This window comes from Streptomyces colwelliae, assembly GCF_048158785.1.
Lineage (GTDB): Bacteria > Actinomycetota > Actinomycetes > Streptomycetales > Streptomycetaceae > Streptomyces.
In genome coordinates this window covers 1-24,023 of record NZ_JBLTJC010000049.1, presented here as the reverse complement: position 1 = coordinate 24,023, position 24,023 = coordinate 1, and the positions used below count along the sequence as shown (strand labels likewise).

Sequence of the window (24,023 nt, the reverse complement as noted above, 5' to 3'; positions counted from 1 at the left end):
GTACGGGTCTTTGCAGTTCAGCGACCCGGCACCGGGATACACCTGAACTTGGAAGGCTGTTGGCCATGGTGATAGCGCAGCCCGAGCGGGGCGGGCTGCTGCCCGAACGGACGGCACCCCATCGCGGATCGCTCGCCACCACCGCCTGCATGGAGACATTGCAGGTGGGCTATCTGCACGCCGTCGCGGCCGCGGCCGGCTGCTCGCTGTCGCAACCCTTCCCGGACAACGGCATCGACTGGCACGTCAGCCACGGCTCGCCCGGGCACACGGTGGACGACGAGGTCACGATAAAAGTGCAGCTCAAGTGCACTTATCAGATCCCGCCGAATCCGCCGGGACGTTCCTTCTCCTTCACGCTCGACAACGACCATCTGCGCAAGCTCGCCCGCACCCCGGTCTCGGTGCACAAGATCCTGGTCGTGATGCTCGTCCCGCGCTCCCAGGACGACTGGCTGCGCGCCAGCCACGACCGGCTCGACCTGCGGCACTGCTGCTACTGGGTCAACCTCGCCGGTCACGCGATCACCGGCAGGACCCGGACCACCGTGCGCATACCGACCTCGCGCATCTTCGACGACCGGGCGCTGTGCGAGATCATGACGCGGGTCGGGACGGGAGGCAGGCCATGAGGCACCGCTCGGTCGAGGAACACCTGCGGGCGGTACGACCGCACCCCGACGACCATGCCGCCGACGCGTCCTGGGACCGCGCCCCCGAACCCGGCGAGGTCGACCCCGCCGTCCTCGGCGCCCTGCTGCGCCGGCACGGCTGGCAGCGGCGCGGCGGAGCAGCCGGACGATACGGCCGCTGGACCCCACCCGGGCCCGGCGGCTCGGGCACCAGCCTGCTGGTCCCCGAGAGCCGGGCCTTCCCCGACAGCGACGACCTCCTCGGCGAGGCGCTCATCGCGCTCGCCCGCAGCAACACCCCCTCCGCCCGCGAGGTACTCGTCGGCCTCGCCGTACCGAGCGACGAGATCCGCTGGTGGCGCGACATCCCGACCGGACCGGCGGGCGCCGCGCCCTGGACCGTCGAGGAACAACTCCGCGCCGCCGCCCGCCAGATGCTGCTCGCCGCCGCACTCGCCACACGCGCGCGTGCGGGCTATTACGGCGCCCGCCACCGCCGCCCCGCCGCCGCGTCCCTGGACCACGTCCTCGTCGGCTCCGCGCCCGGCGGCCGTCGGCTCACCGCGTTCGTCCCCGTCGACACCGGCCGCGCCCTCGCCGTACGCCTCCACCAGGCCCTGTACGCCACCCGCGAGGCGATCGACTACGAGCGGGCCACCGGCGGCATGGACGCCTTCGACGGAGCCGTGGAGGCGGGCGTCAGCCGGGAGTTGACCGAGGCCGTCGTCGCCCTGGTGCGCGGCACCGAGGGCGCCCGGATCGCCGTCGAGTGGGCGCCCGGCGCCGGGGTCCCCGAGGGCTGTGCCGCCCCCGTCGAGGCCGTCGAGTTCTCGCCCGGCGACCTGCCCGTGCTGCGCGCGGCCGGGGCCCGCTATCTGCGCGAGGAACCTGCCATGCCCGTGCGCATCACCGGCTCGGTGGTGCGGATGCGCAGGTCGGGGCCGCGCGGCGAGGGCACCGTACGGATGCAGGTGATCGCCGGCGCCGAGGTCGGGCACGTCCGGATGACCCTGGACGAGGAGTCGTACCGGATAGCCGGGCACGCCCACCTCGTCGGGCTGCCGGTGCGGGTGCACGGGCGGCTGGAGAGCCGGGGCGGGTTCCGTCGGCTCACCGGCGCCTCCGGGGTCGTACCCGTACAGGTGGACGAGGCGGAGCGGGACAGGCTGATGAAGTCCCTTCAGGAAAACCTCGACTTCTTCGAGGAGGCGTGCAGCGGGGAGGACTGAGGGAGCGCGGGGGAGCGGGGCTGGGCCGGTCCTGGGCTCGGGCCCGGGGGCGACCGTTTCGCGGTGGGGCCCGTAGGGTCGGTACGATCCCCTATTGCGCGCGCTCACGGTATGGCGCCGCATCCACCCTGTAGTCAGGAGAGACCCGTGTCAGACGTCCGTGTGATCATCCAACGCGATTCCGAGCGGGAAGAGCGCACGGTGACGACGGGCACCACGGCCGCGGAGCTCTTCGCCGGCGAGCGCTCGATCATCGCCGCGCGTGTGGCCGGGGAGCTCAAGGACCTGGCGTACGAGGTGAAGGACGGGGAAGAGGTCGAGCCCGTCGAGATCTCCTCCACCGACGGCCTGAACATCCTGCGCCACTCCACCGCGCACGTCATGGCGCAGGCCGTGCAGGAGCTGTTCCCCGAGGCCAAGCTGGGCATCGGCCCGCCGGTCAAGGACGGCTTCTACTACGACTTCGACGTCGAGCGGCCGTTCACGCCCGAGGATCTCAAGGCCATCGAGAAGAAGATGCAGGAGATCCAGAAGCGCGGGCAGCGTTTCTCGCGCCGTGTGGTGACCGACGAGGCGGCTCGTGAGGAGCTGGCCTCGGAGCCGTACAAGCTCGAACTGATCGGCATCAAGGGCTCCGCATCCACCGACGATGGCGCGGACGTCGAGGTCGGCGCCGGCGAGCTGACGATCTACGACAACCTCGACGCCAAGACCGGCGACCTGTGCTGGAAGGACCTCTGCCGAGGCCCGCACCTGCCCACCACCCGCAACATCCCGGCGTTCAAGCTGATGCGCAACGCGGCCGCCTACTGGCGCGGCAGCGAGAAGAACCCCATGCTCCAGCGCATCTACGGCACCGCCTGGCCCTCCAAGGAGGAGCTGAAGGCGCACCTCGACTTCCTGGTCGAGGCCGAGAAGCGCGACCACCGCAAGCTGGGCAGCGAGCTCGACCTGTTCTCGATCCCCGAGCAGATCGGCTCCGGCCTCGCCGTCTTCCACCCCAAGGGCGGCGTCGTCCGCCGGGTCATGGAGGACTACTCGCGGCGCCGTCACGAGGAAGAGGGCTACGAGTTCGTCTACACCCCGCACGCGACGAAGGGGAAGCTCTTCGAGACGTCCGGGCACCTGGACTGGTACGCCGACGGCATGTACCCGCCCATGCAGCTCGACGAGGGCGTGGACTACTACCTCAAGCCCATGAACTGCCCGATGCACAACCTGATCTTCGACGCGCGCGGCCGCTCGTACCGTGAACTGCCGCTGCGCCTCTTCGAGTTCGGGACCGTGTACCGGTACGAGAAGTCGGGCGTCGTACACGGTCTGACCCGCGCGCGCGGCTTCACGCAGGACGACGCGCACATCTACTGCACGCGCGAGCAGATGGCCGACGAGCTGGACAAGACGCTCACGTTCGTCCTCAACCTGCTGCGGGACTACGGCCTCACGGACTTCTATCTGGAACTGTCCACCAAGGACCCGGAGAAGTTCGTCGGCTCGGACGAGGTCTGGGAAGAGGCCACGGAGACGCTGCGCCAGGTCGCCGAGAAGCAGGGGCTGCCGCTCGTTCCCGACCCGGGTGGCGCCGCCTTCTACGGCCCGAAGATCTCCGTCCAGACGAAGGACGCGATCGGCCGGACCTGGCAGATGTCCACCGTCCAGCTGGACTTCAACCTGCCGGAGCGGTTCGACCTGGAGTACACCGGTCCTGACGGCTCCAAGCAGCGGCCGGTCATGATCCACCGCGCGCTGTTCGGTTCCATCGAGCGGTTCTTCGCGGTCCTCCTTGAGCACTACGCGGGTGCGTTCCCGGCGTGGCTGGCGCCCGTGCAGGCGGTCGGCATCCCGATCGGGGACGGGCACGTCGAGTACCTGGAGAAGTTCGCCGTAGCGGCCAAGAAGAAGGGCCTGCGCGTCGAGGTCGACTCGTCCTCGGACCGGATGCAGAAGAAGATCCGCAACGCGCAGAAGCAGAAGGTCCCGTTCATGGTCATCGTCGGCGACGAGGACATGAACGCGGGCACGGTGTCCTTCCGTTACCGCGACGGCTCGCAGGAGAACGGCATCGCGTTCGACGACGCCATCGCGAAGATCGAGCAGGTCGTGGCGGACCGCGTGCAGGTCTGACCCTGTTGGTTTGGGAGGCCCTCGGGGAGTTCAGATCCCCGGGGGCCTCTCGTCGTCCTCCCGCGCGAAGACCTGGAGCAGCCAGGAGGCGAAGGTTCCGGTGACGGCGCCGAGCAGGGCCAGGCCGATGGCCATCATGCCTACGGCGATGAGGCGGCCGAGCGGGGTGACGGGAGCGACGTCGCCGTAGCCGACGGTCGCGAAGGTCGCGCAGGTCCACCACACGGCGTCGCCGAACGTCCTTATCGTCGCGCCCGGGGCCGCGTGTTCCTCGTGGTAGACGGAGAGGGCGCCGGCGAAGCCCAGCAGCACGGTGGACAGACCGGCGTAGACCATCACGCGCGCGTGCAGGGCGAGTCGGGGCTGTCCGTGCCGTCGTTGGACGGCCTCGTAGACCCTGACGACGCGGAGCGGTCGCAGTAGGGGCAGGAGCAGGACCAGGGTGTCCAGCCAGTGGGTTCGGACGAAGCGCAGTCGCTGCCCGCTCAGTCGCCAGCGGACGGCGTAGTCGATGGCGAAGAGCGCCCAGGCGGCGAACAGCGCGGCGAGGCAGAGGTCCCCCCAGGTGTCCGGGAGGCCGTGGGCCAGGATGCGGACCGCGTACGCGGCGAGGAAGACCATCGACGCCACGGCGAGGGGGACCTCCGTGCGCTGCTCCCAGCGGGCCTTGCGGCTGTCGTCGTCCATCGGCCCAGCTTGACGCGGGAGGGGTTTCGCGCAACCCCGGCGACACGCCGCGAACGGGCGAAGCCATATGCTTCCTTGCATGACGAGTGAGCCGGAGCAGCAGATCGGAGTGGGCACGCCGGACGCGTTCCAGCGCCTCTGGACGCCCCACCGGATGGCCTACATCCAGGGTGAGAACAAGCCGACCGGCCCCGGTGCCGACGACGGTTGCCCCTTCTGCTCGATTCCGGCCAAATCGGACGAGGACGGGCTGATCGTCAGGCGCGGTGAGCTGGTGTACGGGGTGCTCAATCTGTACCCGTACAACGGCGGCCATCTGATGGTCGTGCCCTACCGTCACGTCGCGGACTACACCGACCTGACGGACGCGGAGACCGTGGAGCTGGCCGCGCTCACCAAGCAGGCGATGACGGCCCTGCGCACCGCGTCCGGCGCGCACGGCTTCAACATCGGCATGAACCAGGGGAGCGTGGCGGGCGCGGGTATCGCCGCCCACCTGCACCAGCACATCGTCCCGCGCTGGGGCGGCGACACGAACTTCATGCCGGTGGTCGGCCACACGAAGGTGCTGCCGCAACTCCTCGCGGACACACGGACGATGCTCGCCGATGCGTGGCCCACGGCGTGAGCCACGCGCTCTTTTACGGCACCTACGCGTCGTAGAGGTCTGCCTTCCTCGGTGACGCGTCCTGCACGTTCGTGCTGAGGAACGACGAGCGGTTGCCGAACTTCTCCGTGTCCACGCCGTTCTCGTCGAGGACGCGGATCGCCGCGGCGTGCACCACGCGCAGCACCGGTGTCGCGGCGCGCAGCGCGTCGTCCGCCATGAAGCGGTGGCGCCAGGGCTGGTCGGCCCAGGCGTGCCGCAGGCCGAACGGCTCGGGCAGGGATATGGAGCCGCCGAGCCAGTTCAGCAGCGGCGGGTACCAGGTGATCGGGGCGCGGACGGCGAGGCGTACGACCTCGGCGGCGGGGACGAGCGGGAGCTTCACCTTGCGGGTCTCCCACGGCTTGAGCGTCTTCTGGACGTCCTTCGTGGGGGCCTCGGGCTTGCCGGTGAACAGTGAGTTCACGGGACCCAGGGCGTGCCCGGTGATCTCGATGCGCAGCGTTTTGTGCAGCACGGTGACCGTGATCATCATGGTGATGACCAACTGCCCTTCCCAGAGCGTCCATTGGACACCCAGGTAGTGGCGGTCGCCGGCGCCGAACTGCTGCTTGTTGCAGATGTCCTGTATCGCGTGCGTCTTGACCTGGTACGCGTCGACGTCCGTGCCCCCGGGCCGGGACACGGCCTTGGCGCCCTCGCCGATCGGCGTGACGACCCAGTGGCGTATGGACGCCTTGGGGAAGCCGCCGGTGTTGATCGTGTTCCGCTCCAGCATGCGCAGGTCGTCGTGGATGTTGCGGATGACGTCCCAGCTGCGGAAGGGGTGGATCTCCCGGTCGGCGTCCCGCGCGATCAGGTCCTCGGCGAGCTGCCAGCTGCCCCAGCGGGTGCCCATGCCGAGGATGCCCTTGGGCCCGGCGTAGAAGATCGAGTTGGACTGCTGCTCGGCGCTGAGCGTGGCCAGGGACTGGCGGAGCTGCTCGGCCTGGGTCTCGCCGGGGCTGGTCGGCACCGCCTCGGGGACCTTGGCGCCGACGCTGCTGCCCGACAGCAGACTGCCCCAGCGCTCGCGCAGATCCTTCGCGGTGTTCTCGCAGACCTGCTTGGCCCACAGCCAGCCGACCACGGGGAGGACGACGCACGCGCGTGCGTACCAGGCCCAGAAGCCCGTGAACGGCATCTTGATCAGGAAGATCACGGCGAACGCGCCCACGGCGACGAGCAGGGCCGTGGCGAGCGCGCCTGCCCTCTTGTTGTTCTTGGTGCCCTTGTCGATCATGCTGCGCAGCTGGAAGACCAGCAGCCAGACGACGAGCCCGGGCAGGAAGAGCAGGCCGCACAGCACCATGATCGCGGACAGCCTGTTGTCACGGGCCCGGCGGATGTTGTTCGCCGCCAGGGCGTGCTCGACGACGGCTTGCGGTTCGGTGCCGAACGACTGGATGAGCGGCTTGCGTCCGGGGCCGAGCATGCGGGCCACCACGGCCCCGGAGAACGCCTCACCGAGGTTGGGGCGGAAGAGCGTCGTCCAGAGGCCGGGATTGACCGTCGTCTGGTGCCATTCGTTGTCGGCCTTCTTGATGTCGGCGACCGGGTTGTCCCGGTAGGCCGCCGAGGCCAGCGCGAAGGTCGCTGTCTGTCCCTCGTCGCCGGTACGCGGCACCTGTGGTCCGAAGATGTCCGCGTAACCGCTGTCAACGGTCATTCCCGCCCCCGATCGCCGCTGCTCCCGCTTCTGCGGCTTTCCCGACTTCCGTGCTCCGCACACCTGTTGATCAGGTCATCAGCGTATCGGCCATCACTGACATTCGTCGGCGGACAGCCGAAGCCGCCCGCCAACCCGGAAGTGATCGTTCCATTCAGGCCACTTGTGGGTCGTCGAACGCCACACGTGAGCCACTCGGCATCAACTGCTAGGCGTCGCCCGCCTCTTCGCGGATCCGCTCGGCGATCTGCGGAGGCATCGGCTCGTGGCGGGCGTACGTGCGGTTGAAGCGTGCGGTGCCGTGCGAGAGGGAGCGGAGGTCCACGGCGTAGCGGCCGATCTCGATCTCCGGCACCTCGGCCCGGACGAGCGTGCGCCCGCCGGTCGTCTGCTCGGTGCCGAGCACCCGGCCGCGCCGCCCGGACAGGTCGCTCATCACGGCGCCCACGTAGTCGTCGCCGACCAGCACGGTCACCTCGGCCACCGGTTCCAGGAGGTGGATCTTCGCGTCGACCGCGGCCTCCCGCAGGGCCAGCGCGCCGGCCGTCTGGAACGCGGCGTCCGAGGAGTCCACCGAGTGCGCCTTGCCGTCCAGGAGCGTGATCCGGACGTCGAGAAGCGGATGCCCGGCCGCAACTCCCCTCGCCGCCTGGGCCCTTACGCCTTTTTCCACCGACGGGATGAACTGCCGGGGCACCGCGCCCCCGATGACCTTGTCCACGAACTCGATGCCCGTGCCGCCCGGCAGCGGCTCGACCTCGATCTCGCAGATCGCGAACTGCCCGTGCCCGCCCGACTGTTTGACGTGCCGGCCGCGCCCCTGCGCCTTGGCGGCGAACGTCTCCCGTAGGGAGACCTTGTGCGGCACGAGGTCGACCTGGACGCCGTAGCGGTTGCGCAGCCGTTCCAGGGCGACGTCCGCGTGGGCCTCGCCGAGGCACCACAGGACTACCTGGTGGGTGTCCTGGTTCTGCTCCAGGCGCATGGTCGGGTCCTCGGCGACGAGCCTGCTCAGGCCCTGCGAGAGCTTGTCCTCGTCCGCCTTGCTGTGCGCCTGGATGGCGAGCGGCAGCAGTGGGTCGGGCATCTCCCACGGCTCCATGAGCAGCGGGTCGTCCTTGGCCGAAAGCGTGTCCCCGGTCTCCGCGCGGCCCAGCTTCGCCACGCACGCGAGGTCGCCCGCGATGCAGTGCGTGAGCGCCCGCTGGTGTTTGCCGAAGGGCGCGGACAGGGAGCCGACGCGTTCGTCGACGTCGTGGTCCTCGTGCCCGCGGTCGGCGAGCCCGTGCCCGGAGACATGGACGGTCGCGTCGGGCCGCAGCGTCCCGGAGAAGACGCGGACCAGGGAGACCCGGCCGACGTACGGGTCGGAGGCGGTCTTCACGACCTCGGCGACCAGCGGCCCGTCCGGGTCGCACGGCTTGAGCTCCCGCGCCCTGCCGTCGACCGTGGTGACCCCGGGCGCCGCGCGCTCCAGCGGGGTCGGGAAGCCGCCTGTGATCAGCTCCAGGAGCTCGACCGTGCCGAGGCCCTGCCGGGCGCCCTCGGCGGCGGGAGCGGCCGCCAGCACCGGGAAGAAGACCCCGCGCGCGACGGCCCGCTCCAGGTCGCCGACGAGCGTCTTGACGTCGATGTCCTCGCCGCCGAGATAGCGGTCCATGAGGGTCTCGTCCTCGCTCTCCGCGATGATCCCCTCGATGAGCCGGTTGCGGGCCTCCTCGATCCGCGGCAGCTGGTCGGGCCCGGGCTCGGACTCCTTGCGCTCCCCGGACGCGTAGTCGAACACCTTCTGCGACAGCAGCCCGACAAGACCGGTCACGGGCGCGTGCCCGTCCGGCCCCGGCGCGCCGTGCAGCGGCAGATACAGCGGGAGCACGGCGTCGGGGTCGTCCGCGCCGAACGCCTCCGCGCAGTACCGGGTCATCGACTCGAAGTCCGCGCGCGCGGACTCCAGATGCGTGATGACGATGGCGCGCGGCATGCCGACCGCCGCGCACTCCTCCCACACCATGCGGGTCGAGCCGTCCACGCCGTCGGAGGCCGAGACGACGAAGAGGGCCGCGTCCGCCGCTCGCAGACCGGCCCTCAACTCGCCGACGAAATCGGCGTACCCGGGGGTGTCGAGAAGATTGACCTTGTACCCGTCCCAGTCGACGGGCACCAGGGAGAGCTGCACCGAGCGCTGCTGCCGGTGCTCGATCTCGTCGTAGTCGGAGACGGTGCCGCCGTCCTCCACACGGCCCGCCCTGTTCACCGCCCCCGCGGTCAGCGCGAGGGCCTCCACCAGAGTCGTCTTGCCCGATCCGGAGTGGCCGACCAGCACCACATTCCGTACGGACGCGGGGTGGTCGGCCGCTGTAGCCCTGCCGGCGGCTCCGGGGTGTGCGTTCGCCTTGTCGCCCATGGCCTTGCCTCCCGTACACGGTGAGGTCACTGTGGGCGCGGACACACGCAGCCGCGTGCGGTGGCGGCTCCGATGACGCCCGCGGTGCTTCGAGCTTTCCACTCCCGTCACGGTGCGTCCATACAGCGGACGCGATCCGGCCGTGACACCGAGGGCATCGCGTCGTGCCGCGGCCATTCAGAACATGGGCACGCGGGTGCCCGGCCGTCGCCCACGCGCGCGCGTGGCTACGATGGGCCAGCCGGTGGCCAGCAGGGGCCGCGCGGCGACACCGACCCTCGGGAAGGCCATGCTGAACAAGTACGCGCGTGCATTCTTCACGCGTGTCCTCACGCCGTTCGCCGCGTTTCTGATCCGCCGGGGCGTCAGCCCCGACACGGTCACCCTCCTCGGTACCGCCGGAGTGGTCGCGGGCGCGCTGGTCTTCTATCCCATGGGCGAGTTCTTCTGGGGCACGGTCGTGATCACGCTGTTCGTGTTCTCGGACCTCGTCGACGGCAACATGGCCCGCCAGCTGGGCCGCTCCAGCCGCTGGGGCGCCTTCCTGGACTCCACGCTCGACCGGGTGGCCGACAGTGCGGTCTTCGGCGGTCTGGCCCTCTGGTACGCGGGCGGCGGCGACAACATCGCCCTGTGCGCCGTCTCGATCTTCTGCCTGGCCAGCGGCCAGGTGGTGTCGTACACCAAGGCGCGCGGCGAGTCGATCGGCCTGCCGGTCGCCGTCAACGGACTGGTCGAGCGGGCCGAGCGGCTCGTCATCTCGCTGGTCGCGTGCGGTCTCTCGGGACTGCACAAGTTCGGCGTACCGGGCATCCAGTGGCTGCTGCCGATCGCGCTGTGGATCGTCGCCGTGGGCAGCCTCGTCACGCTGATCCAGCGGGTCGTCACGGTCCGCCGGGAGGCCGCCGAGGCCGACGCCACGGCGGCCGAGGAGACCACCGAACAGACCACCGAACAGCACAGCAGCGGGGCGACTCCGTGAGCAGTGCCCAGGAGCGGCTGACGGACGCGCTCTACGGCCTCGGCTGGGGTGCCGTCAAGAAGCTCCCCGAGCCGGTCGCCGTCCGGCTCGGCCGCACCGTCGCCGACCTCGCCTGGAAGCGGCGCGGCAAGGGCGTACGGCGGCTGGAGAGCAACTACGCGCGCGTGGTGCCCGACGCGAGCCCCGAGCGGCTCGCCGAGCTCTCGCGCGCGGGCATGCGGTCGTACCTGCGCTACTGGATGGAGTCCTTCCGGCTGCCCGCCTGGAGCGCCGAGCGCGTGAAGGCGGGCTTCGAGCCCAAGGACGTCCACCACCTGACCGACGGCATCGCCTCCGACCGCGGTGTCATCCTCGCGCTGCCCCACATGGCCAACTGGGACCTCGCCGGCGCCTGGGTCACCACCAAGCTGGAGACCCCGTTCACCACGGTGGCCGAACGCCTCAAGCCGGAGACGCTCTACGACCGGTTCGTCGCCTACCGCGAGGGCCTCGGCATGGAGGTTCTCCCGCACAGCGGCGGCACCGCCTTCGGCACGCTCGCCCGGCGGCTGCGCGACGGCGGCCTGGTCTGCCTGGTCGCCGAGCGCGACCTGTCCGCCTCCGGTGTCGAGGTGAAGTTCTTCGGCGAGACGACCCGGATGCCCGCCGGACCGGCCCTCCTCGCCCAGCAGACGGGCGCGCTGCTGCTCCCCGTGACGCTCTGGTACGACGACTCGCCGGTCATGAAGGGCCGGGTCCATCCGCCGGTCGAGGTGCCCGAGTCAGGTGACCGGGCCGAGAAGACGTCTGTCATCACACAGGCGCTGGCAGACGCTTTCGCCACCGGCATCGCCGACCACCCGGAGGACTGGCACATGCTCCAGCGCTTGTGGCTCGCGGATCTCGACCCCACGAAGGGGCCCTCGTGAGGATCGGCATCGTCTGCCCCTACTCCTGGGACGTGCCGGGCGGCGTCCAGTTCCACATCAGAGACCTCGCCGAGTACTTCATCCGGCTCGGCCACGAGGTGTCCGTCCTGGCTCCGGCCGACGACGACACCCCGCTGCCGCCGTACGTCGTCTCGGCCGGCCGCGCCGTCCCGGTGCCGTACAACGGCTCGGTGGCCCGGCTGAACTTCGGCTTCCTGTCGGCCGCCCGGGTCCGACGCTGGCTGCACGACGGCGAGTTCGACGTCATCCACATCCACGAACCGACCTCGCCGTCCCTCGGTCTGCTCGCCTGCTGGGCGGCACAGGGCCCGATCGTCGCCACCTTCCACACCTCGAACCCGCGCTCCCGGGCGATGATCGCCGCGTACGCGATCCTCCAGGCCGCGCTGGAGAAGATCAGCGCGCGGATCGCGGTGAGCGAGTACGCCCGCCGCACGCTCGTCGAACACCTCGGCGGGGACGCGGTCGTCATCCCGAACGGCGTCGACGTCGACTACTTCGCCCGCGCCGAGCCCAAGCCCGAGTGGCAGGGCGAGACGATCGGCTTCATAGGGCGCATCGACGAGCCCCGCAAGGGCCTCCCGGTGCTGATGAACGCCCTGCCGAAGATCCTCGCCGAGCGCCCGAAAGCCAGACTCCTGGTCGCCGGTCGCGGCGACGAGGAGGAGGCCGTCGAGTCGCTGCCCAAGGAACTGCGCTCGCGCGTCGAGTTCCTCGGCATGGTCAGCGACGAGGACAAGGCCCGCTTCCTGCGCAGCATCGACCTCTACGTCGCCCCCAACACCGGCGGCGAGAGCTTCGGCATCATCCTCGTCGAGGCCATGTCGGCGGGCGCCCCGGTGCTCGCCTCGGACCTCCCCGCCTTCGCGCAGGTCCTCGACCAGGGCGTCGCGGGCGAACTGTTCGCCAACGAGGACGCGGACGCGCTCGCCGAGGCCGCCGTACGGCTGCTGGGCGACCCCGATCGGCTGGCGGAGCTGCGGCGGAGCGGGAGCGCCCATGTGCGGCGGTTCGACTGGTCGACGGTCGGCGCCGACATCCTGTCCGTGTACGAGACGGTGGCCGCCGGTGCCGCTGCCGTCGCCACCGACGAACGCACCGGACTCCGGGCACGGTTCGGACTGGCCCGGGACTGAGGGTGCCGGGGGAGGACCGCGCGGGGGCGCCGTGTTGTATGCCTAGTGCGCCCGCGCGCGGGGAGGACGGTTCGCTTTTCCAACTCGCCGCACCGGGGCGACGGGAAGGCGGTTCAATTTCCCAACTCACTTCTCCGGGCGGCCGATTCGCTTCTCCTGCGAGCTGCGACGACAGCTGCGCGATCGCCCTTCCCGGGGGCGAGTTCCGTATGGGCGACGCGTTCGGCGAGGGCTACCCGGAGGACGCCGAAGGGCCTGTCCGGACGGTCACCGTCGAACGGTTCCGTATCGACGCGACCGCCGTCACCAACGCGCGCTTCGCCCGCTTCGTGGAGGACACCGGACACGTCACCGAGGCGGAGCGGTACGGGAGTTCGTTCGTGTTCCACCTGCTGCTGCATCCCCGCGCGCACGGCGCCGTGTTCGGCCAGGTCGAGGCGGCACCCTGGTGGCTCGGTGTGGAAGGCGCCTCCTGGAGCGCGCCGGAGGGCCCCGGCTCGGACGTCACGGGCCGCGCCGACCACCCCGTGGTGCACGTCTCGTACCGCGACGCGCTCGCCTACTGCGCCTGGGCGGGCGCCCGGCTGCCCACCGAGGCGGAGTGGGAGTACGCGGCGCGCGGTGGCCTGGAGGGCCGGCGTTATCCCTGGGGCGACGATTTCGCTCCCGGGCAACTGAACACCTGGCAGGGCGACTTCCCCCGGGTCAGCACCCGCCCCGGCGGCGCCACGGGAACCGTCCCCGTGGACGCGTACGAGCCCAACGGCTTCGGCCTGTTCAACACCTCGGGCAACGTGTGGGAGTGGTGCGCCGACCGCTTCACGCCGGAGGGCGAGGAGCGCGTGATCCGCGGCGGCTCGTACCTCTGCCACGCCTCCTACTGCCACCGCTACCGGGTCGCCGCCCGCTCCAAGAACACCCCCGACTCGTCCACGGGGCACGGCGGTTTCCGCTGCGCGTGGGACCTGACGGGACCGTGACCACGGGCGGGTAGCCTTGCCGCCCGTGACGCCAACCCTGATCTGGATCCTCGTCGCCCTCGTGGCGATCGGCCTGTACCTGAGCTGGACCGCGGGGCGGCTCGACCGGCTGCACGCCCGGATCGACGCGGCCCGCGCGGCGCTCGACGCCCAACTGCTGCGCCGCGCCTCGGTGACCCAGGAACTGGCCACCTCCGGAGTCCTCGACCCGGCCGCCTCGATCGTCCTCTACGAAGCCGCGCACGCCGCCCGGCAGGCCGAGGAGGAGCAACGGGAGGTCGCCGAGAGCGAGTTGAGCCAGGCCCTGCGCGCCGTCTTCGCCGAGGCCCCGCAGGTGGAGGGCGTCCGCGAGGCACCCGGGGGAGAGGCGGCGGCCCGCGAACTCACCGAGGCGGTACGGCGGGTGCCCATGGCCCGGCGCTTCCACAACGACTCCGTACGCGCCGCCCGCGCCCTGCGCCGCCACCGCAAGGTCCGCTGGTTCCGGCTGGCCGGACACGCCCCCTTCCCGATGGCCTTCGAGATGGACGACGAGCCGCCGGCGGCACTGGTCGACCGGGCCGCGTAGCGGTTGCCCCGGGGCACAGTGGTTCGAAAACGATCCACCGCCTACCCATTGGCCCTTGCTGTGGCCTGCATCTCTGACGTTTCCTCGGTACTGCAGCAACCCTCTTTCACCGAGTGAGGTCACCCCGTGTCCAGCACCCCCAGCTCCGCCCAGACTCCCGAGACCGGCACCGCGCGCGTGAAGCGCGGCATGGCCGAGCAGCTCAAGGGCGGTGTGATCATGGACGTGGTCAACGCCGAGCAGGCGAAGATCGCCGAGGACGCCGGTGCCGTGGCCGTCATGGCCCTGGAGCGGGTCCCCGCCGACATCCGCAAGGACGGCGGCGTGGCCCGGATGTCCGACCCGACGATGATCGAGGAGATCATCGAGGCGGTCTCGATCCCGGTCATGGCCAAGTCCCGCATCGGTCACTTCGTCGAGGCCCAGGTCCTCCAGTCCCTCGGCGTCGACTACATCGACGAGTCCGAGGTCCTCACCCCGGCCGACGAGGTCAACCACTCCGACAAGTGGGCCTTCACGACCCCCTTCGTCTGCGGTGCCACCAACCTGGGCGAGGCCCTGCGCCGCATCGCCGAGGGCGCCGCCATGATCCGCTCCAAGGGCGAGGCCGGCACAGGCAACGTCGTCGAGGCGGTCCGCCACCTGCGCCAGATCAAGAACGAGATCGCCAAGCTGCGGGGCTTCGACAACAACGAGCTGTACGCCGCCGCCAAGGAGCTGCGCGCCCCGTACGAGATCGTCCGCGAGGTCGCCGAACTCGGCAAGCTCCCGGTCGTGCTCTTCTCCGCCGGCGGCGTCGCCACCCCCGCCGACGCCGCGCTGATGCGCCAGCTCGGCGCCGAGGGCGTCTTCGTCGGCTCCGGCATCTTCAAGTCCGGCGACCCGGCCAAGCGCGCCGCCGCCATCGTGAAGGCGACCACCTTCTACGACGACCCGAAGATCATCGCGGACGCGTCCCGCAACCTCGGCGAGGCCATGGTCGGCATCAACTGCGACACCCTCCCCGAGGCCGAGCGCTACGCCAACCGCGGCTGGTAACCACCCATGACGCAAGCACCTGTCATCGGCGTCCTGGCGCTCCAGGGCGACGTACGGGAGCACCTGATCGCCCTGGCCGCGGCGGACGCCGTGGCCAGGCAGGTCAGGCGCCCCGAGGAACTCGCCGAGGTGGACGGTCTCGTCATCCCCGGGGGTGAGTCGACCACCATCTCCAAGCTGGCCGTCCTCTTCGGGGTCATGGACCCCCTTCGCGCACGCGTGCGTGCCGGAATGCCTGTCTACGGCACCTGCGCCGGCCTGATCATGCTCGCCGACAAGATCCTCGACCCGCGCTCGGGCCAGGAGACGATCGGCGGCATCGACATGATCGTGCGCCGCAACGCCTTCGGCCGGCAGAACGAATCCTTCGAAGCAGCTGTCGACGTCCGGGGCATCGAGGGCGATCCTGTGGAGGGCGTCTTCATCCGCGCCCCCTGGGTCGAGTCCGTCGGTGCCGAGACCGAGGTCCTCGCCGAACACGAGGGCCACATCGTCGCGGTCCGCCAGGGCAACGCGCTCGCCACGTCGTTCCACCCGGAACTGACCGGCGACCACCGCGTGCACTCCCTGTTCGTCGACATGGTGCGCGCGAACCTGGCTCCGGGGTCCTAGTAGGATCTCTGGGGTTCGTAAAGAGTTGGGTTACGCGAAGGAGACAGGCAGATGTCCGGCCACTCTAAATGGGCTACGACGAAGCACAAGAAGGCCGTGATCGACGCCAAGCGCGGCAAGCTCTTCGCGAAAATGATCAAGAACATCGAGGTCGCGGCCCGTACCGGTGGCGCCGATGTGTCCGGCAACCCGACGCTGTTCGACGCCATCCAGAAGGCCAAGAAGAGCTCGGTCCCGAACAAGAACATCGACTCCGCGGTCAAGCGCGGCGCCGGTCTCGAAGCCGGTGGCGCCGACTACGAGACGATCATGTACGAGGGTTACGGCCCGAACGGCGTCGCGGTGCTCATCGAGTGCCTCACCGACAACCGCAACCGCGCCGCCTCGGACGTGCGTGTCGCCATGACCCGCAACGGCGGCAACATGGCCGACCCCGGCTCCGTCTCGTACCTCTTCAACCGCAAGGGTGTCGTCGTCGTCCCCAAGGGCGAGCTGTCCGAGGACGACGTCCTGGGTGCCGTGCTCGACGCGGGCGCCGAGGAGGTCAACGACCTCGGTGAGTCCTACGAAGTCATCTCCGAGGCCACCGACCTGGTCGCGGTCCGCACCGCGCTCCAGGACGCCGGCATCGACTACGACTCCGCCGACGCCAACTTCGTCCCGACCATGCAGGTCGAGCTCGACGAGGACGGCGCCCGCAAGATCTTCAAGCTGATCGACGCCCTGGAGGACAGCGACGACGTACAGAACGTCTTCGCCAACTTCGACGTCAGCGACGAGGTCATGGAGAAGGTCGACGCGTAGCGCTGCCGCGAGCTGAGCGGGATTTCGGCGGGCCGACGGGACACGTCCCGTCGGCCCGCCGCCGTTGTCGGTGGCAGCGGATAGCCTGGCGGAAGTCAAAGATCACCGACCGCGGACCGCAATCATCAATTGGGGAACCCCGCCGGTGCTCAGCCAGGTCCGCGAGAGCGGCGGCGGTTCAGCCGCAAAAAAGGGGGAGGGTGGCGTGCGCGTACTCGGGGTGGACCCCGGACTGACCCGATGCGGTGTCGGTGTCGTCGAAGGCGTCGCGGGCCGGCCGCTCACCATGGTCGGCGTCGGAGTCGTACGGACCCCGGCGGACGCCGAGTTGGGGCTGCGCCTCGTCGCCATCGAGCAGGGCATCGAAGCGTGGCTCGACGAACACCGGCCCGAATTCGTCGCCGTGGAGCGGGTGTTCAGCCAGCACAACGTGCGCACGGTGATGGGCACCGCCCAGGCCAGCGCCGTAGCGATGCTCTGTGCCGCCCGCCGCGGCATTCCCGTCGCCCTGCACACCCCCAGCGAGGTCAAGGCCGCCGTCACCGGCAGCGGCCGCGCCGACAAGGCCCAGGTCGGCGCCATGGTGACCCGGCTGCTCCGGCTCGACGCACCCCCGAAGCCCGCCGACGCGGCCGATGCCCTCGCCCTCGCCATCTGCCACATCTGGCGCGGCCCCGCGACCAACCGCCTCCAACAGGCGGTCGCCCAGAACCGGTTGCAACAGGCGGTCGCCCAACACGCGGCCGGCACGCTCAAAGCCCCGCAAGCCACGCAAGCCCCGAAAACCCCGCGCGCTCCGAAAGGCCGTACCGCATGATCGCCTTCGTCAGTGGCACGGTCGCCGCACTCGCTCCCGACGCCGCGGTGGTCGAGGTCGGTGGTGTCGGCATGGCCATCCAGTGCACGCCGAACACCCTGTCCACGCTCCGCCTAGGCAAGCCCGCCAAGCTCGCCACCTCGCTCGTCGTCCGCGAGGACTCGCTCACCCTGTACGGCTTCGTGGACGACGACGAGCGCCAGATCTTCGAGCTGCTCCAGACCGCTACCGGCGTCGGTCCCCGGCTCGCGCAGGCGATGCTCGCCGTGCACACCCCGGACGCGCTGCGCCGGGCGGTTGCCGCTGGGGACGAGAAGGCGCTGATGGCGGTCCCGGGCATCGGCAAGAAGGGCGCCCAGAAGCTGCTGCTGGAGTTCAAGGACCGGCTCGGCGCCCCGGTGGGGTCCGCCCCGGCGATCGGCGCCCCGGTCACCAGCGGCTGGCGGGATCAGCTGCACGCCGCGCTCATCGGCCTCGGGTACGCCACCCGCGAGGCCGACGAGGCCGTGGCCGCCGTAGCACCGCAGGCCGAGGCCGCCGAGGGTGCGCCGCAGGTGGGGCAGTTGCTCAAGGCGGCTCTACAGACCCTGAACCGCGCCCGCTAGGAGAACCGTCAGTGAACTGGGACGACACGACCGACGAGACCGCCGCCGAGCGGCTGGTGGGCTCTGTCGCCGACCGCGAGGACCAGGCCGTCGAGGCCGCCCTGCGCCCCAAGGACCTGGGCGAGTTCATCGGCCAGGAGAAGGTCCGCGAGCAGCTCGACTTGGTGCTGCGCGCCGCACGCGCGCGTGGCGCCACCGCCGACCACGTGCTGCTCTCCGGGGCCCCCGGCCTCGGCAAGACCACCCTCTCGATGATCATCGCGGCCGAGATGGAAGCCCCGATCCGCATCACCAGCGGCCCCGCCATCCAGCACGCCGGCGACCTCGCCGCGATCCTCTCCTCCCTCCAGGAGGGCGAGGTCCTCTTCCTCGACGAGATCCACCGCATGTCCCGGCCCGCCGAAGAGATGCTCTACATGGCGATGGAGGACTTCCGCGTCGACGTCATCGTCGGCAAGGGCCCCGGCGCCACCGCGATCCCGCTCGAACTCCCGCCGTTCACCCTGGTCGGCGCCACCACGCGCGCGGGACTGCTGCCACCGCCGCTGCGCGACCGCTTCGGCTTCACCGCGCACATGGAGTTCTACGAACCCACCGAGCTGGAGCGCGTCATCCACCGCTCGGCCAACCTGCTCGACGTGGAGATCGACCCCGACGGCGCCGCCGAGATCGCCGGACGCTCCCGCGGCACCCCCCGCATCGCCAACCGGCTGCTGCGCCGCGTCCGGGACTACGCGCAGGTCAAGGCCGACGGATTCATCACCCAGGACATCGCCGGGGCCGCCCTCAAGGTCTACGAGGTCGACGGCCGGGGCCTCGACAGGCTCGACCGCGGTGTCCTCGAAGCGCTGCTCAAGCTGTTCGGCGGCGGACCCGTCGGCCTGTCCACGCTCGCGGTCGCCGTGGGGGAGGAGCGCGAGACCGTCGAAGAGGTCGCCGAACCCTTCCTCGTACGGGAGGGACTGCTGGCCCGCACCCCGCGCGGACGCGTCGCCACCCCCGCCGCGTGGGCGCATCTCGGCCTCACCCCGCCCCGCTCGTCAACCGGGGGAAACGGACAAGGGGACCTGTTCGGGGCGTGACGGCGGGGGCGCTGGCAAGGTCAGGAACCCCGGTGCCATGCTGAGCGTTGTTCCATCAGCGTGGACTCGCTTAGACTCCGCCGATGCCGCCCTTGTGGGCGGCGCCGACCACCCCCATCCACCAGGCCGCTCCCGCCGCGGTCGTGCGAAGGAAATTCCGTCCCGTGAATATCGTGACCCTCCTCCCGTTCATCGTGCTCATCGGGGCCATGTTCCTGATGACCCGCTCTGCCAAGCGCAAGCAGCAGGCGGCCGCGTCGATGCGTAATGACATGCAGCCCGGCACCGGCGTCCGCACGATCGGGGGCGTGTACGCGACGGTCAAGGAAGTCAACGAGGAGACGGTTCTCCTCGACGCAGGCCCGGGCATCGAACTTCTCTTCGCGAAGAACGCGATCGGCGCCGTCCTCACCGACGACGAGTACAACCGCATCGTCCACGGCGTCGAGCACGACCTGAAGGACGACGCCGACACCGTCCCGGACGACGCCTCCTCCCTCACCGAGACCGACGAGCCCGCCGCCGACTCTTCCGACGACAAGCCCATCGACCTCGGCAAGAAGGACGCGGCCGACGAGCCGGCCGACGCCACCGAGGAGCCGGCCGAGGCCGCAGAGGCGAAGACGGAAGAAGAGCCGAAGAAGTCCGACGGCGAGTCCGACGCGAAGTAGTCACGTCCCGGGAGCGCGGCGCGACCCGCTCGCGCCCCGCGCACCCCGGGTACGTGCGTCGCTCGCACGGGATCCGACACCATGTCATGGCCGCAGCCGCGCTGACCCGGCGCGGAGCGGCCCGAGAGGGAGTACGAGAAGGTGGCAGCACCTAAGAGGGGCCGCAGCGCGAGCGCCCAGAGCAAGCCGTGGCGCTCGCTGGCCCTCATCCTGATCGCCATCGTGGCGCTCACCGGTGGCATGTTCGCATCCGGGCACAGCACTCCGCGTCTCGGCATCGACCTGGCCGGCGGCACGAGCATCACCCTGCGGGCGGTGGCCCAGCCCGGCGAGGCGTCGTCGATCAACAAGACCAACATGGACACCGCGGTCGACATCATGAACCGCCGTGTCAATGGTCTTGGTGTCTCGGAGGCCGAGGTCCAGACCCAGGGCGACAAGAACATCATCGTCAACATCCCGAAGGGCACGAACTCGGAGGAGGCACGGCAGCAGGTCGGTACGACGGCCAAGCTGTACTTCCGCCCGGTCCTGGCCACGGAGGCGTCCACGGGCGCCGCGACGACGAGCCCGTCACCGAGCGCGTCCAGCAGCGCCTCCAGCAGCCCGTCGAGCTCGGCCAGCTCCAAGGCGACCGCCTCCTCGACCGGCTCCGCGCCCCCGACGGCCACCGCCACCTCTCAGGGCCGTGCCGCCAGCGACGCGCTGAAGGCCGACGCCACCTCGTCCGCGAGCCCCAGCGCCTCGGCCTCGGCCAGCGCCACCCCGTCGGCGAGCAGCAGCGCCGCCGCCAGCGAGGCGGCCGCCAAGCTGGAGGCCCAGTACACCGCGCTCGACTGCTCCAAGAAGTCGGTCCAGAACACCGCCGGCAAAAACGCCAAGGCCGAGGACGCGACCGTGGCCTGCGGCCAGGTCTCGGGCGTCTGGTACAAGTACGTGCTCGGCCCCGCCGCCGTGGACGGTACCGACGTCAAGAAGGCCGCGGCCGTCCTGAACACGACGACCGCCGCCGGCTGGCAGGTCACCATGGACTTCACCGGCAAGGGCGGCTCCAAGTTCGCCACGATCACCGGTGAACTGGCGAAGAACACCGCCCCGCAGAACGAGTTCGGCATCGTCCTCGACGGCCAGGTCGTCTCCAGCCCGTCCGTCAGCTCGTCGATCACCGGCGGCAGCGCGGAGATCTCCGGCAGCTTCACCCAGGAAGAGGCCCAGAGCCTCGCCAACATGCTGTCGTACGGCGCCCTGCCGCTGACCTTCAAGACGGACAGCGTCACCACGGTGACCGCGGCCCTCGGCGGTGAGCAGCTGCACGCCGGTCTGATCGCGGGCGCGATCGGCCTCGCGCTGGTCGTCCTCTACCTGCTGATCTTCTACCGCGGCCTGTCGGTCATCGCGATCCCCTCGCTGCTGGTCTCCGCGATCCTCACGTACGTGATCATGGCGCTGCTCGGCCCGGGCATCGGCTTCGCGCTGAACCTGCCGGCGGTCTGCGGCGCGATCGTCGCGATCGGTATCACCGCGGACTCGTTCATCGTGTTCTTCGAACGCATCCGGGACGAGATCCGGGAGGGCCGCTCGCTGCGTCCCTCCGTCGAGCGGGCCTGGCCGCGTGCCCGGCGCACCATCCTGGTCTCCGACTTCGTGTCGTTCCTCGCCGCCGCGGTGCTGTTCATCGTCACCGTCGGCAAGGTCCAGGGCTTCGCGTTCACCCTCGGTCTGACCACCGTGCTCGACGTCGTCGTCGTCTTCCTCTTCACCAAGCCGCTGATGACCATCCTCGCCCGCCGGAAGTTCTTCGCGGACGGCCACAAGTGGTCCGGCATCGACCCGAAGGCGCTGGGCGCCAAGCCGCCGCTGCGCCGCACCCGCCGTCCCTCCGCCCCCGTCGACCCGAAGGAGGCGTGAGATGTCGAAACTCGGCAACCTCGGCGCCCGACTGCACCGTGGCGAGGTCGGGTACGACTTCGTCGGCAATCGCAAGATCTGGTACGGCATCTCGATCCTGATCACCATCACGGCCATCCTCGGCCTGACGGTGCGCGGCCTGAACATGGGCATCGAGTTCCAGGGCGGCGCCGCCTTCACCACGCCCAAGGGCATGAGCGCCTCGGTGAGCCAGGTGGAGAAGTACGCCGAGGACGCCTCCGGCCACGACGCGGTCGTCCAGAAGCTCGGCGACGGCAGCCTGCGCATCCAGATCGCCGGCATCGACACGGACAAGTCCGACAGCATCAAGAAGCAGCTGTCGAAGGACCTGAAGGTCGACTCCGAGAGCATCGCCGCGGACCTGGTCGGCCCGAGCTGGGGTGACCAGGTCGCCAACAAGGCCTGGGAGGGCCTGGCGATCTTCATGGTGCTGGTCGTGATCTATCTGGCGATCGCCTTCGAGTGGCGCATGGCCCTGGCGGCGCTCGTCGCCCTGATCCACGACATCACCATCACCATCGGCATCTACGCCCTCGTCGGCTTCGAGGTCACGCCCGGCACGGTGATCGGTCTGCTGACCATCCTCGGTTACTCGCTCTACGACACGGTCGTCGTCTTCGACAGCCTCAAGGAGCAGACCAAGGACATCACCAAGCAGACCCGCTGGACCTACAGCGACATCGCCAACCGGTCGATCAACGGCACCCTGGTGCGGTCGATCAACACCACGGTGGTCGCGCTGCTGCCGGTCGCGGCCCTGCTGTTCATCGGCGGCGGCTTCCTCGGCGCGGGTGTCCTCAACGACATCTCGCTGTCGCTGTTCGTCGGCCTCGCGGCCGGTGCGTACTCCTCGATCTTCATCGCCACGCCGCTCGTCGCCGACCTCAAGGAGGCCGAGCCGCAGATGAAGGCGCTCAAGAAGCGCGTCCTCGCCAAGCGGGCCCAGGCCGCCGCGCAGGGCGAGCCGGCGGAGTCCCAGGTCGTCAACCGCTCGGACGACGACTACGACGACGAGCCCGAGGACGCGGCAGCTGTCGTGGGCCCGCGCACCCAGCCGGCGTCCCGCAACCGCGGCCGTGGCCGTCCCTCGGGGAAGCGTCGATGACCGACATCAAGGAACTGCTGCTCAGCCGTATCCGCGATGTGGCCGACTACCCGGAGCCGGGCGTGATGTTCAAGGACATCACCCCGCTCCTGGCGGACCCGGCCGCGTTCACGGCGCTCACCGACGCACTCGCCGAGATCGTCGTGAGCACCGGTGCGACGAAGGTCGTGGGCCTGGAGGCCCGTGGCTTCATCCTCGGCGCCCCGGTGGCCGTCCGCGCGGGCGTCGGCTTCATCCCCGTACGCAAGGCGGGCAAGCTCCCCGGAGCGACCCTCAGCCAGGCGTACGACCTGGAGTACGGCTCCGCCGAGATCGAGGTGCACGCCGAGGACCTGAGCGCCGGAGACCGCGTCCTGGTCGTCGACGACGTCCTGGCCACCGGCGGCACCGCCGAGGCCTCCCTCCAGCTGATCCGCAGGGCGGGCGCACAGGTCGCCGGCGTCGCGGTCCTGATGGAGCTGGGCTTCCTCGCGGGCCGCGCCCGCCTGGAACCGGCACTGGACGGCGCCCCGCTGGAAGCGCTGCTGGTGGTCTGAAGCCGACAGCACGTCCTGCGGCGATTCGCGAACGGCCGCCCCGGTACCACCGGGGCGGCCGTTTCCGTGCACCCCTGAGTACGCGGGGCTGTTTCCCACGCGCGGCTCCGGCGAGTGGACGCGACAAGCCGCGATGGCGCGGTGGTCGGCCGGATCCTCCGGCCTCTCCGCGGTCGCTTGCCCGGAGGAGCCGATGAGGTGCTCCGGTCGGTCAGGTCCCTCTGGCCCGCCGTCGTCCGCCCGGAGGAGCCGCGATGCCGTTGCGCTTGGCCGGGTATCTCCGGTCCGCCGTCGCCTGCTCGGAGGAGCCGCGATCGCGTGGTGGTCGGACGGGTGCCTCCCGCCTCTCCCCGGTCGCTTGCTCGGACGAGTCACGATGGTGCTGCGATCGACCAGGTCCCTCTGATCTGCCGCCGTCCGCCCGGACGAACTGCGATGGTGCTGCGCTTGGCCCGGTACCTCCGACCCCCCGCTGCCCGGCCCGAAACACCCCCGCCGGACACCTTCAAGCCGCCCTCGCATCACCTCCGGAATGCCGGAGACAGCCCCTCGTGTTTCACCAGTGGACGGCCCTCACATCGGCCTGAAGGCGAGCCCGGAGCCCGGGATCGCTACCATGGGCACTCCGGAGCCTGACCGGGGGACCCGGATCGCGCACGAGGAGTCCTCTTGGCAGACGAGGCCCAGCCCCTGACCGCCGCGAAGCATCGCCGCCGCGGAAGGTCGAGCAGCAGGTAGAGGAAGTCCCCGTGGAGGACGACAAGCCGTCGCTCGACAAGGAGGACACGGTGCCCTGCGATGCCCTCCGTCGTCTCGATGACCAGCATCGACTCCCCCA

23 protein-coding genes are annotated in these 24,023 nt (G+C 70.4%); 19 read left to right on the top strand and 4 right to left on the bottom strand.

Annotated elements, in window-relative coordinates; translation table 11 throughout:
- Positions 1 to 65: 65 nt before the first annotated feature.
- The 3 genes from ACNFOC_RS13170 to thrS all read left to right on the top strand — a co-directional run bounded on the left by ACNFOC_RS13170 (position 66) and on the right by thrS (position 3,985).
- On the top strand, positions 66 to 632 hold the full coding sequence (locus ACNFOC_RS13170) for a DUF4365 domain-containing protein (protein WP_200689140.1): 567 nt from the start codon (positions 66 to 68) through the stop codon (positions 630 to 632).
- Complete coding sequence (locus ACNFOC_RS13165) at positions 629 to 1,861, top strand: hypothetical protein (protein ID WP_416959302.1); 1,233 nt, start codon at positions 629 to 631, stop codon at positions 1,859 to 1,861. The genes ACNFOC_RS13170 and ACNFOC_RS13165 overlap by 4 nt, the downstream gene beginning before the upstream one ends.
- 147 nt (positions 1,862 to 2,008) lie before the next feature.
- On the top strand, positions 2,009 to 3,985 hold the full coding sequence (gene thrS, locus ACNFOC_RS13160) for a threonine--tRNA ligase (RefSeq protein ID WP_416959301.1): 1,977 nt from the start codon (positions 2,009 to 2,011) through the stop codon (positions 3,983 to 3,985).
- Between the two features lie 30 nt (positions 3,986 to 4,015).
- On the opposite strand, the gene ACNFOC_RS13155 is transcribed toward thrS, so the two are convergent.
- Entirely contained in the window at positions 4,016 to 4,672 is a 657-nt protein-coding gene (locus ACNFOC_RS13155) for a potassium channel family protein (RefSeq protein WP_416959300.1), read from the bottom strand.
- 67 nt (positions 4,673 to 4,739) lie between these two features.
- Here ACNFOC_RS13155 and ACNFOC_RS13150 point away from each other — a divergent pair, with 67 nt between their 5' ends.
- Positions 4,740 to 5,300: an HIT family protein gene (locus ACNFOC_RS13150; RefSeq protein WP_416959299.1), complete on the top strand. Its 561-nt coding sequence runs from the start codon at positions 4,740 to 4,742 to the stop codon at positions 5,298 to 5,300.
- A gap of 22 nt (positions 5,301 to 5,322) precedes the next feature.
- Here ACNFOC_RS13150 and ACNFOC_RS13145 read toward each other — a convergent pair whose 3' ends face one another.
- Together ACNFOC_RS13145 and ACNFOC_RS13140 are read right to left on the bottom strand one after the other, a co-directional pair.
- Positions 5,323 to 6,987 carry an AbeC-like domain-containing protein gene (locus tag ACNFOC_RS13145; protein WP_416959298.1) on the bottom strand — a complete coding sequence of 555 codons (1,665 nt, stop codon included), beginning with the start codon at positions 6,985 to 6,987 and terminating at the stop codon, positions 5,323 to 5,325.
- A gap of 208 nt (positions 6,988 to 7,195) precedes the next feature.
- Positions 7,196 to 9,391 carry an elongation factor G-like protein EF-G2 gene (locus tag ACNFOC_RS13140; protein WP_416959297.1) on the bottom strand — a complete coding sequence of 732 codons (2,196 nt, stop codon included), beginning with the start codon at positions 9,389 to 9,391 and terminating at the stop codon, positions 7,196 to 7,198.
- A 232-nt stretch (positions 9,392 to 9,623) separates the two neighbouring features.
- Here ACNFOC_RS13140 and pgsA point away from each other — a divergent pair, with 232 nt between their 5' ends.
- From pgsA to ACNFOC_RS13065, 15 genes are all read left to right on the top strand, one after another.
- On the top strand, positions 9,624 to 10,373 hold the full coding sequence (pgsA, locus tag ACNFOC_RS13135; RefSeq protein WP_416959317.1) for a phosphatidylinositol phosphate synthase: 750 nt from the start codon (positions 9,624 to 9,626) through the stop codon (positions 10,371 to 10,373).
- Positions 10,370 to 11,281 carry a phosphatidylinositol mannoside acyltransferase gene (locus ACNFOC_RS13130; protein ID WP_416959296.1) on the top strand — a complete coding sequence of 304 codons (912 nt, stop codon included), beginning with the start codon at positions 10,370 to 10,372 and terminating at the stop codon, positions 11,279 to 11,281. The genes pgsA and ACNFOC_RS13130 overlap by 4 nt, the downstream gene beginning before the upstream one ends.
- Complete coding sequence (locus ACNFOC_RS13125; protein ID WP_416959295.1) at positions 11,278 to 12,438, top strand: glycosyltransferase family 4 protein; 1,161 nt, start codon at positions 11,278 to 11,280, stop codon at positions 12,436 to 12,438. The genes ACNFOC_RS13130 and ACNFOC_RS13125 overlap by 4 nt, the downstream gene beginning before the upstream one ends.
- A 38-nt stretch (positions 12,439 to 12,476) precedes the next feature.
- A complete protein-coding gene (locus ACNFOC_RS13120; RefSeq protein ID WP_416959294.1) occupies positions 12,477 to 13,418 on the top strand; it encodes a formylglycine-generating enzyme family protein in 942 nt (313 codons plus the stop codon).
- Between the two features lie 25 nt (positions 13,419 to 13,443).
- Complete coding sequence (locus ACNFOC_RS13115; protein WP_405946788.1) at positions 13,444 to 13,986, top strand: hypothetical protein; 543 nt, start codon at positions 13,444 to 13,446, stop codon at positions 13,984 to 13,986.
- Between the two features lie 126 nt (positions 13,987 to 14,112).
- A complete protein-coding gene (pdxS, locus tag ACNFOC_RS13110; protein WP_401952368.1) occupies positions 14,113 to 15,024 on the top strand; it encodes a pyridoxal 5'-phosphate synthase lyase subunit PdxS in 912 nt (303 codons plus the stop codon).
- Between the two features lie 6 nt (positions 15,025 to 15,030).
- Positions 15,031 to 15,636, top strand: coding sequence for a pyridoxal 5'-phosphate synthase glutaminase subunit PdxT (gene pdxT, locus ACNFOC_RS13105; RefSeq protein WP_416959293.1), 606 nt, complete (start codon positions 15,031 to 15,033; stop codon positions 15,634 to 15,636).
- Positions 15,637 to 15,687: 51 nt separating this feature from the next.
- Positions 15,688 to 16,440 carry a YebC/PmpR family DNA-binding transcriptional regulator gene (locus ACNFOC_RS13100; RefSeq protein ID WP_416959292.1) on the top strand — a complete coding sequence of 251 codons (753 nt, stop codon included), beginning with the start codon at positions 15,688 to 15,690 and terminating at the stop codon, positions 16,438 to 16,440.
- Between the two features lie 205 nt (positions 16,441 to 16,645).
- Entirely contained in the window at positions 16,646 to 17,257 is a 612-nt protein-coding gene (gene ruvC, locus ACNFOC_RS13095; protein ID WP_416959291.1) for a crossover junction endodeoxyribonuclease RuvC, read from the top strand.
- The gene (gene ruvA, locus ACNFOC_RS13090; RefSeq protein ID WP_019059777.1) at positions 17,254 to 17,862 is read left to right on the top strand and encodes a Holliday junction branch migration protein RuvA; all 609 of its coding nucleotides are present in this window, start codon (positions 17,254 to 17,256) and stop codon (positions 17,860 to 17,862) included. Before ruvC ends, ruvA begins: the two co-directional genes overlap by 4 nt.
- An 11-nt stretch (positions 17,863 to 17,873) precedes the next feature.
- Complete coding sequence (gene ruvB, locus ACNFOC_RS13085) at positions 17,874 to 18,944, top strand: Holliday junction branch migration DNA helicase RuvB (RefSeq protein WP_406128851.1); 1,071 nt, start codon at positions 17,874 to 17,876, stop codon at positions 18,942 to 18,944.
- A 164-nt stretch (positions 18,945 to 19,108) separates the two neighbouring features.
- Entirely contained in the window at positions 19,109 to 19,615 is a 507-nt protein-coding gene (gene yajC, locus ACNFOC_RS13080; protein WP_416959290.1) for a preprotein translocase subunit YajC, read from the top strand.
- Positions 19,616 to 19,756: 141 nt separating this feature from the next.
- The gene (gene secD / locus ACNFOC_RS13075; RefSeq protein ID WP_416959289.1) at positions 19,757 to 21,523 is read left to right on the top strand and encodes a protein translocase subunit SecD; all 1,767 of its coding nucleotides are present in this window, start codon (positions 19,757 to 19,759) and stop codon (positions 21,521 to 21,523) included.
- 1 nt (position 21,524) lies between these two features.
- Complete coding sequence (gene secF / locus ACNFOC_RS13070) at positions 21,525 to 22,649, top strand: protein translocase subunit SecF (protein ID WP_416959288.1); 1,125 nt, start codon at positions 21,525 to 21,527, stop codon at positions 22,647 to 22,649.
- A complete protein-coding gene (locus ACNFOC_RS13065; protein WP_416959287.1) occupies positions 22,646 to 23,185 on the top strand; it encodes an adenine phosphoribosyltransferase in 540 nt (179 codons plus the stop codon). The genes secF and ACNFOC_RS13065 overlap by 4 nt, the downstream gene beginning before the upstream one ends.
- A gap of 611 nt (positions 23,186 to 23,796) precedes the next feature.
- Here ACNFOC_RS13065 and ACNFOC_RS13060 read toward each other — a convergent pair.
- Positions 23,797 to 24,023, bottom strand: a 227-nt coding sequence (locus ACNFOC_RS13060; protein ID WP_416959286.1) for a hypothetical protein, incomplete at its 5' end; no start/stop codon positions are given.

Bases quoted from the DNA above. Each gene is read 5' to 3' on its own strand.
- ACNFOC_RS13140 (WP_416959297.1), bottom strand. From the start codon at position 9,391: ATGGGCGACAAGGCGAACGCACACCCCGGAGCCGCCGGCAGGGCTACA.
- pdxT (WP_416959293.1), top strand. From the start codon at position 15,031: ATGACGCAAGCACCTGTCATCGGCGTCCTGGCGCTCCAGGGCGACGTA.
- pgsA (WP_416959317.1), top strand. From the start codon at position 9,624: ATGGGCCAGCCGGTGGCCAGCAGGGGCCGCGCGGCGACACCGACCCTC.
- ruvA (WP_019059777.1), top strand. From the start codon at position 17,254: ATGATCGCCTTCGTCAGTGGCACGGTCGCCGCACTCGCTCCCGACGCC.
- secF (WP_416959288.1), top strand. From the start codon at position 21,525: ATGTCGAAACTCGGCAACCTCGGCGCCCGACTGCACCGTGGCGAGGTC.
- ACNFOC_RS13155 (WP_416959300.1), bottom strand. From the start codon at position 4,672: ATGGACGACGACAGCCGCAAGGCCCGCTGGGAGCAGCGCACGGAGGTC.
- ACNFOC_RS13065 (WP_416959287.1), top strand. From the start codon at position 22,646: ATGACCGACATCAAGGAACTGCTGCTCAGCCGTATCCGCGATGTGGCC.
- ACNFOC_RS13145 (WP_416959298.1), bottom strand. From the start codon at position 6,987: ATGACCGTTGACAGCGGTTACGCGGACATCTTCGGACCACAGGTGCCG.
- ACNFOC_RS13165 (WP_416959302.1), top strand. From the start codon at position 629: ATGAGGCACCGCTCGGTCGAGGAACACCTGCGGGCGGTACGACCGCAC.
- ACNFOC_RS13170 (WP_200689140.1), top strand. From the start codon at position 66: ATGGTGATAGCGCAGCCCGAGCGGGGCGGGCTGCTGCCCGAACGGACG.
- ACNFOC_RS13100 (WP_416959292.1), top strand. From the start codon at position 15,688: ATGTCCGGCCACTCTAAATGGGCTACGACGAAGCACAAGAAGGCCGTG.
- ACNFOC_RS13120 (WP_416959294.1), top strand. From the start codon at position 12,477: ATGCCTAGTGCGCCCGCGCGCGGGGAGGACGGTTCGCTTTTCCAACTC.
- ACNFOC_RS13150 (WP_416959299.1), top strand. From the start codon at position 4,740: ATGCTTCCTTGCATGACGAGTGAGCCGGAGCAGCAGATCGGAGTGGGC.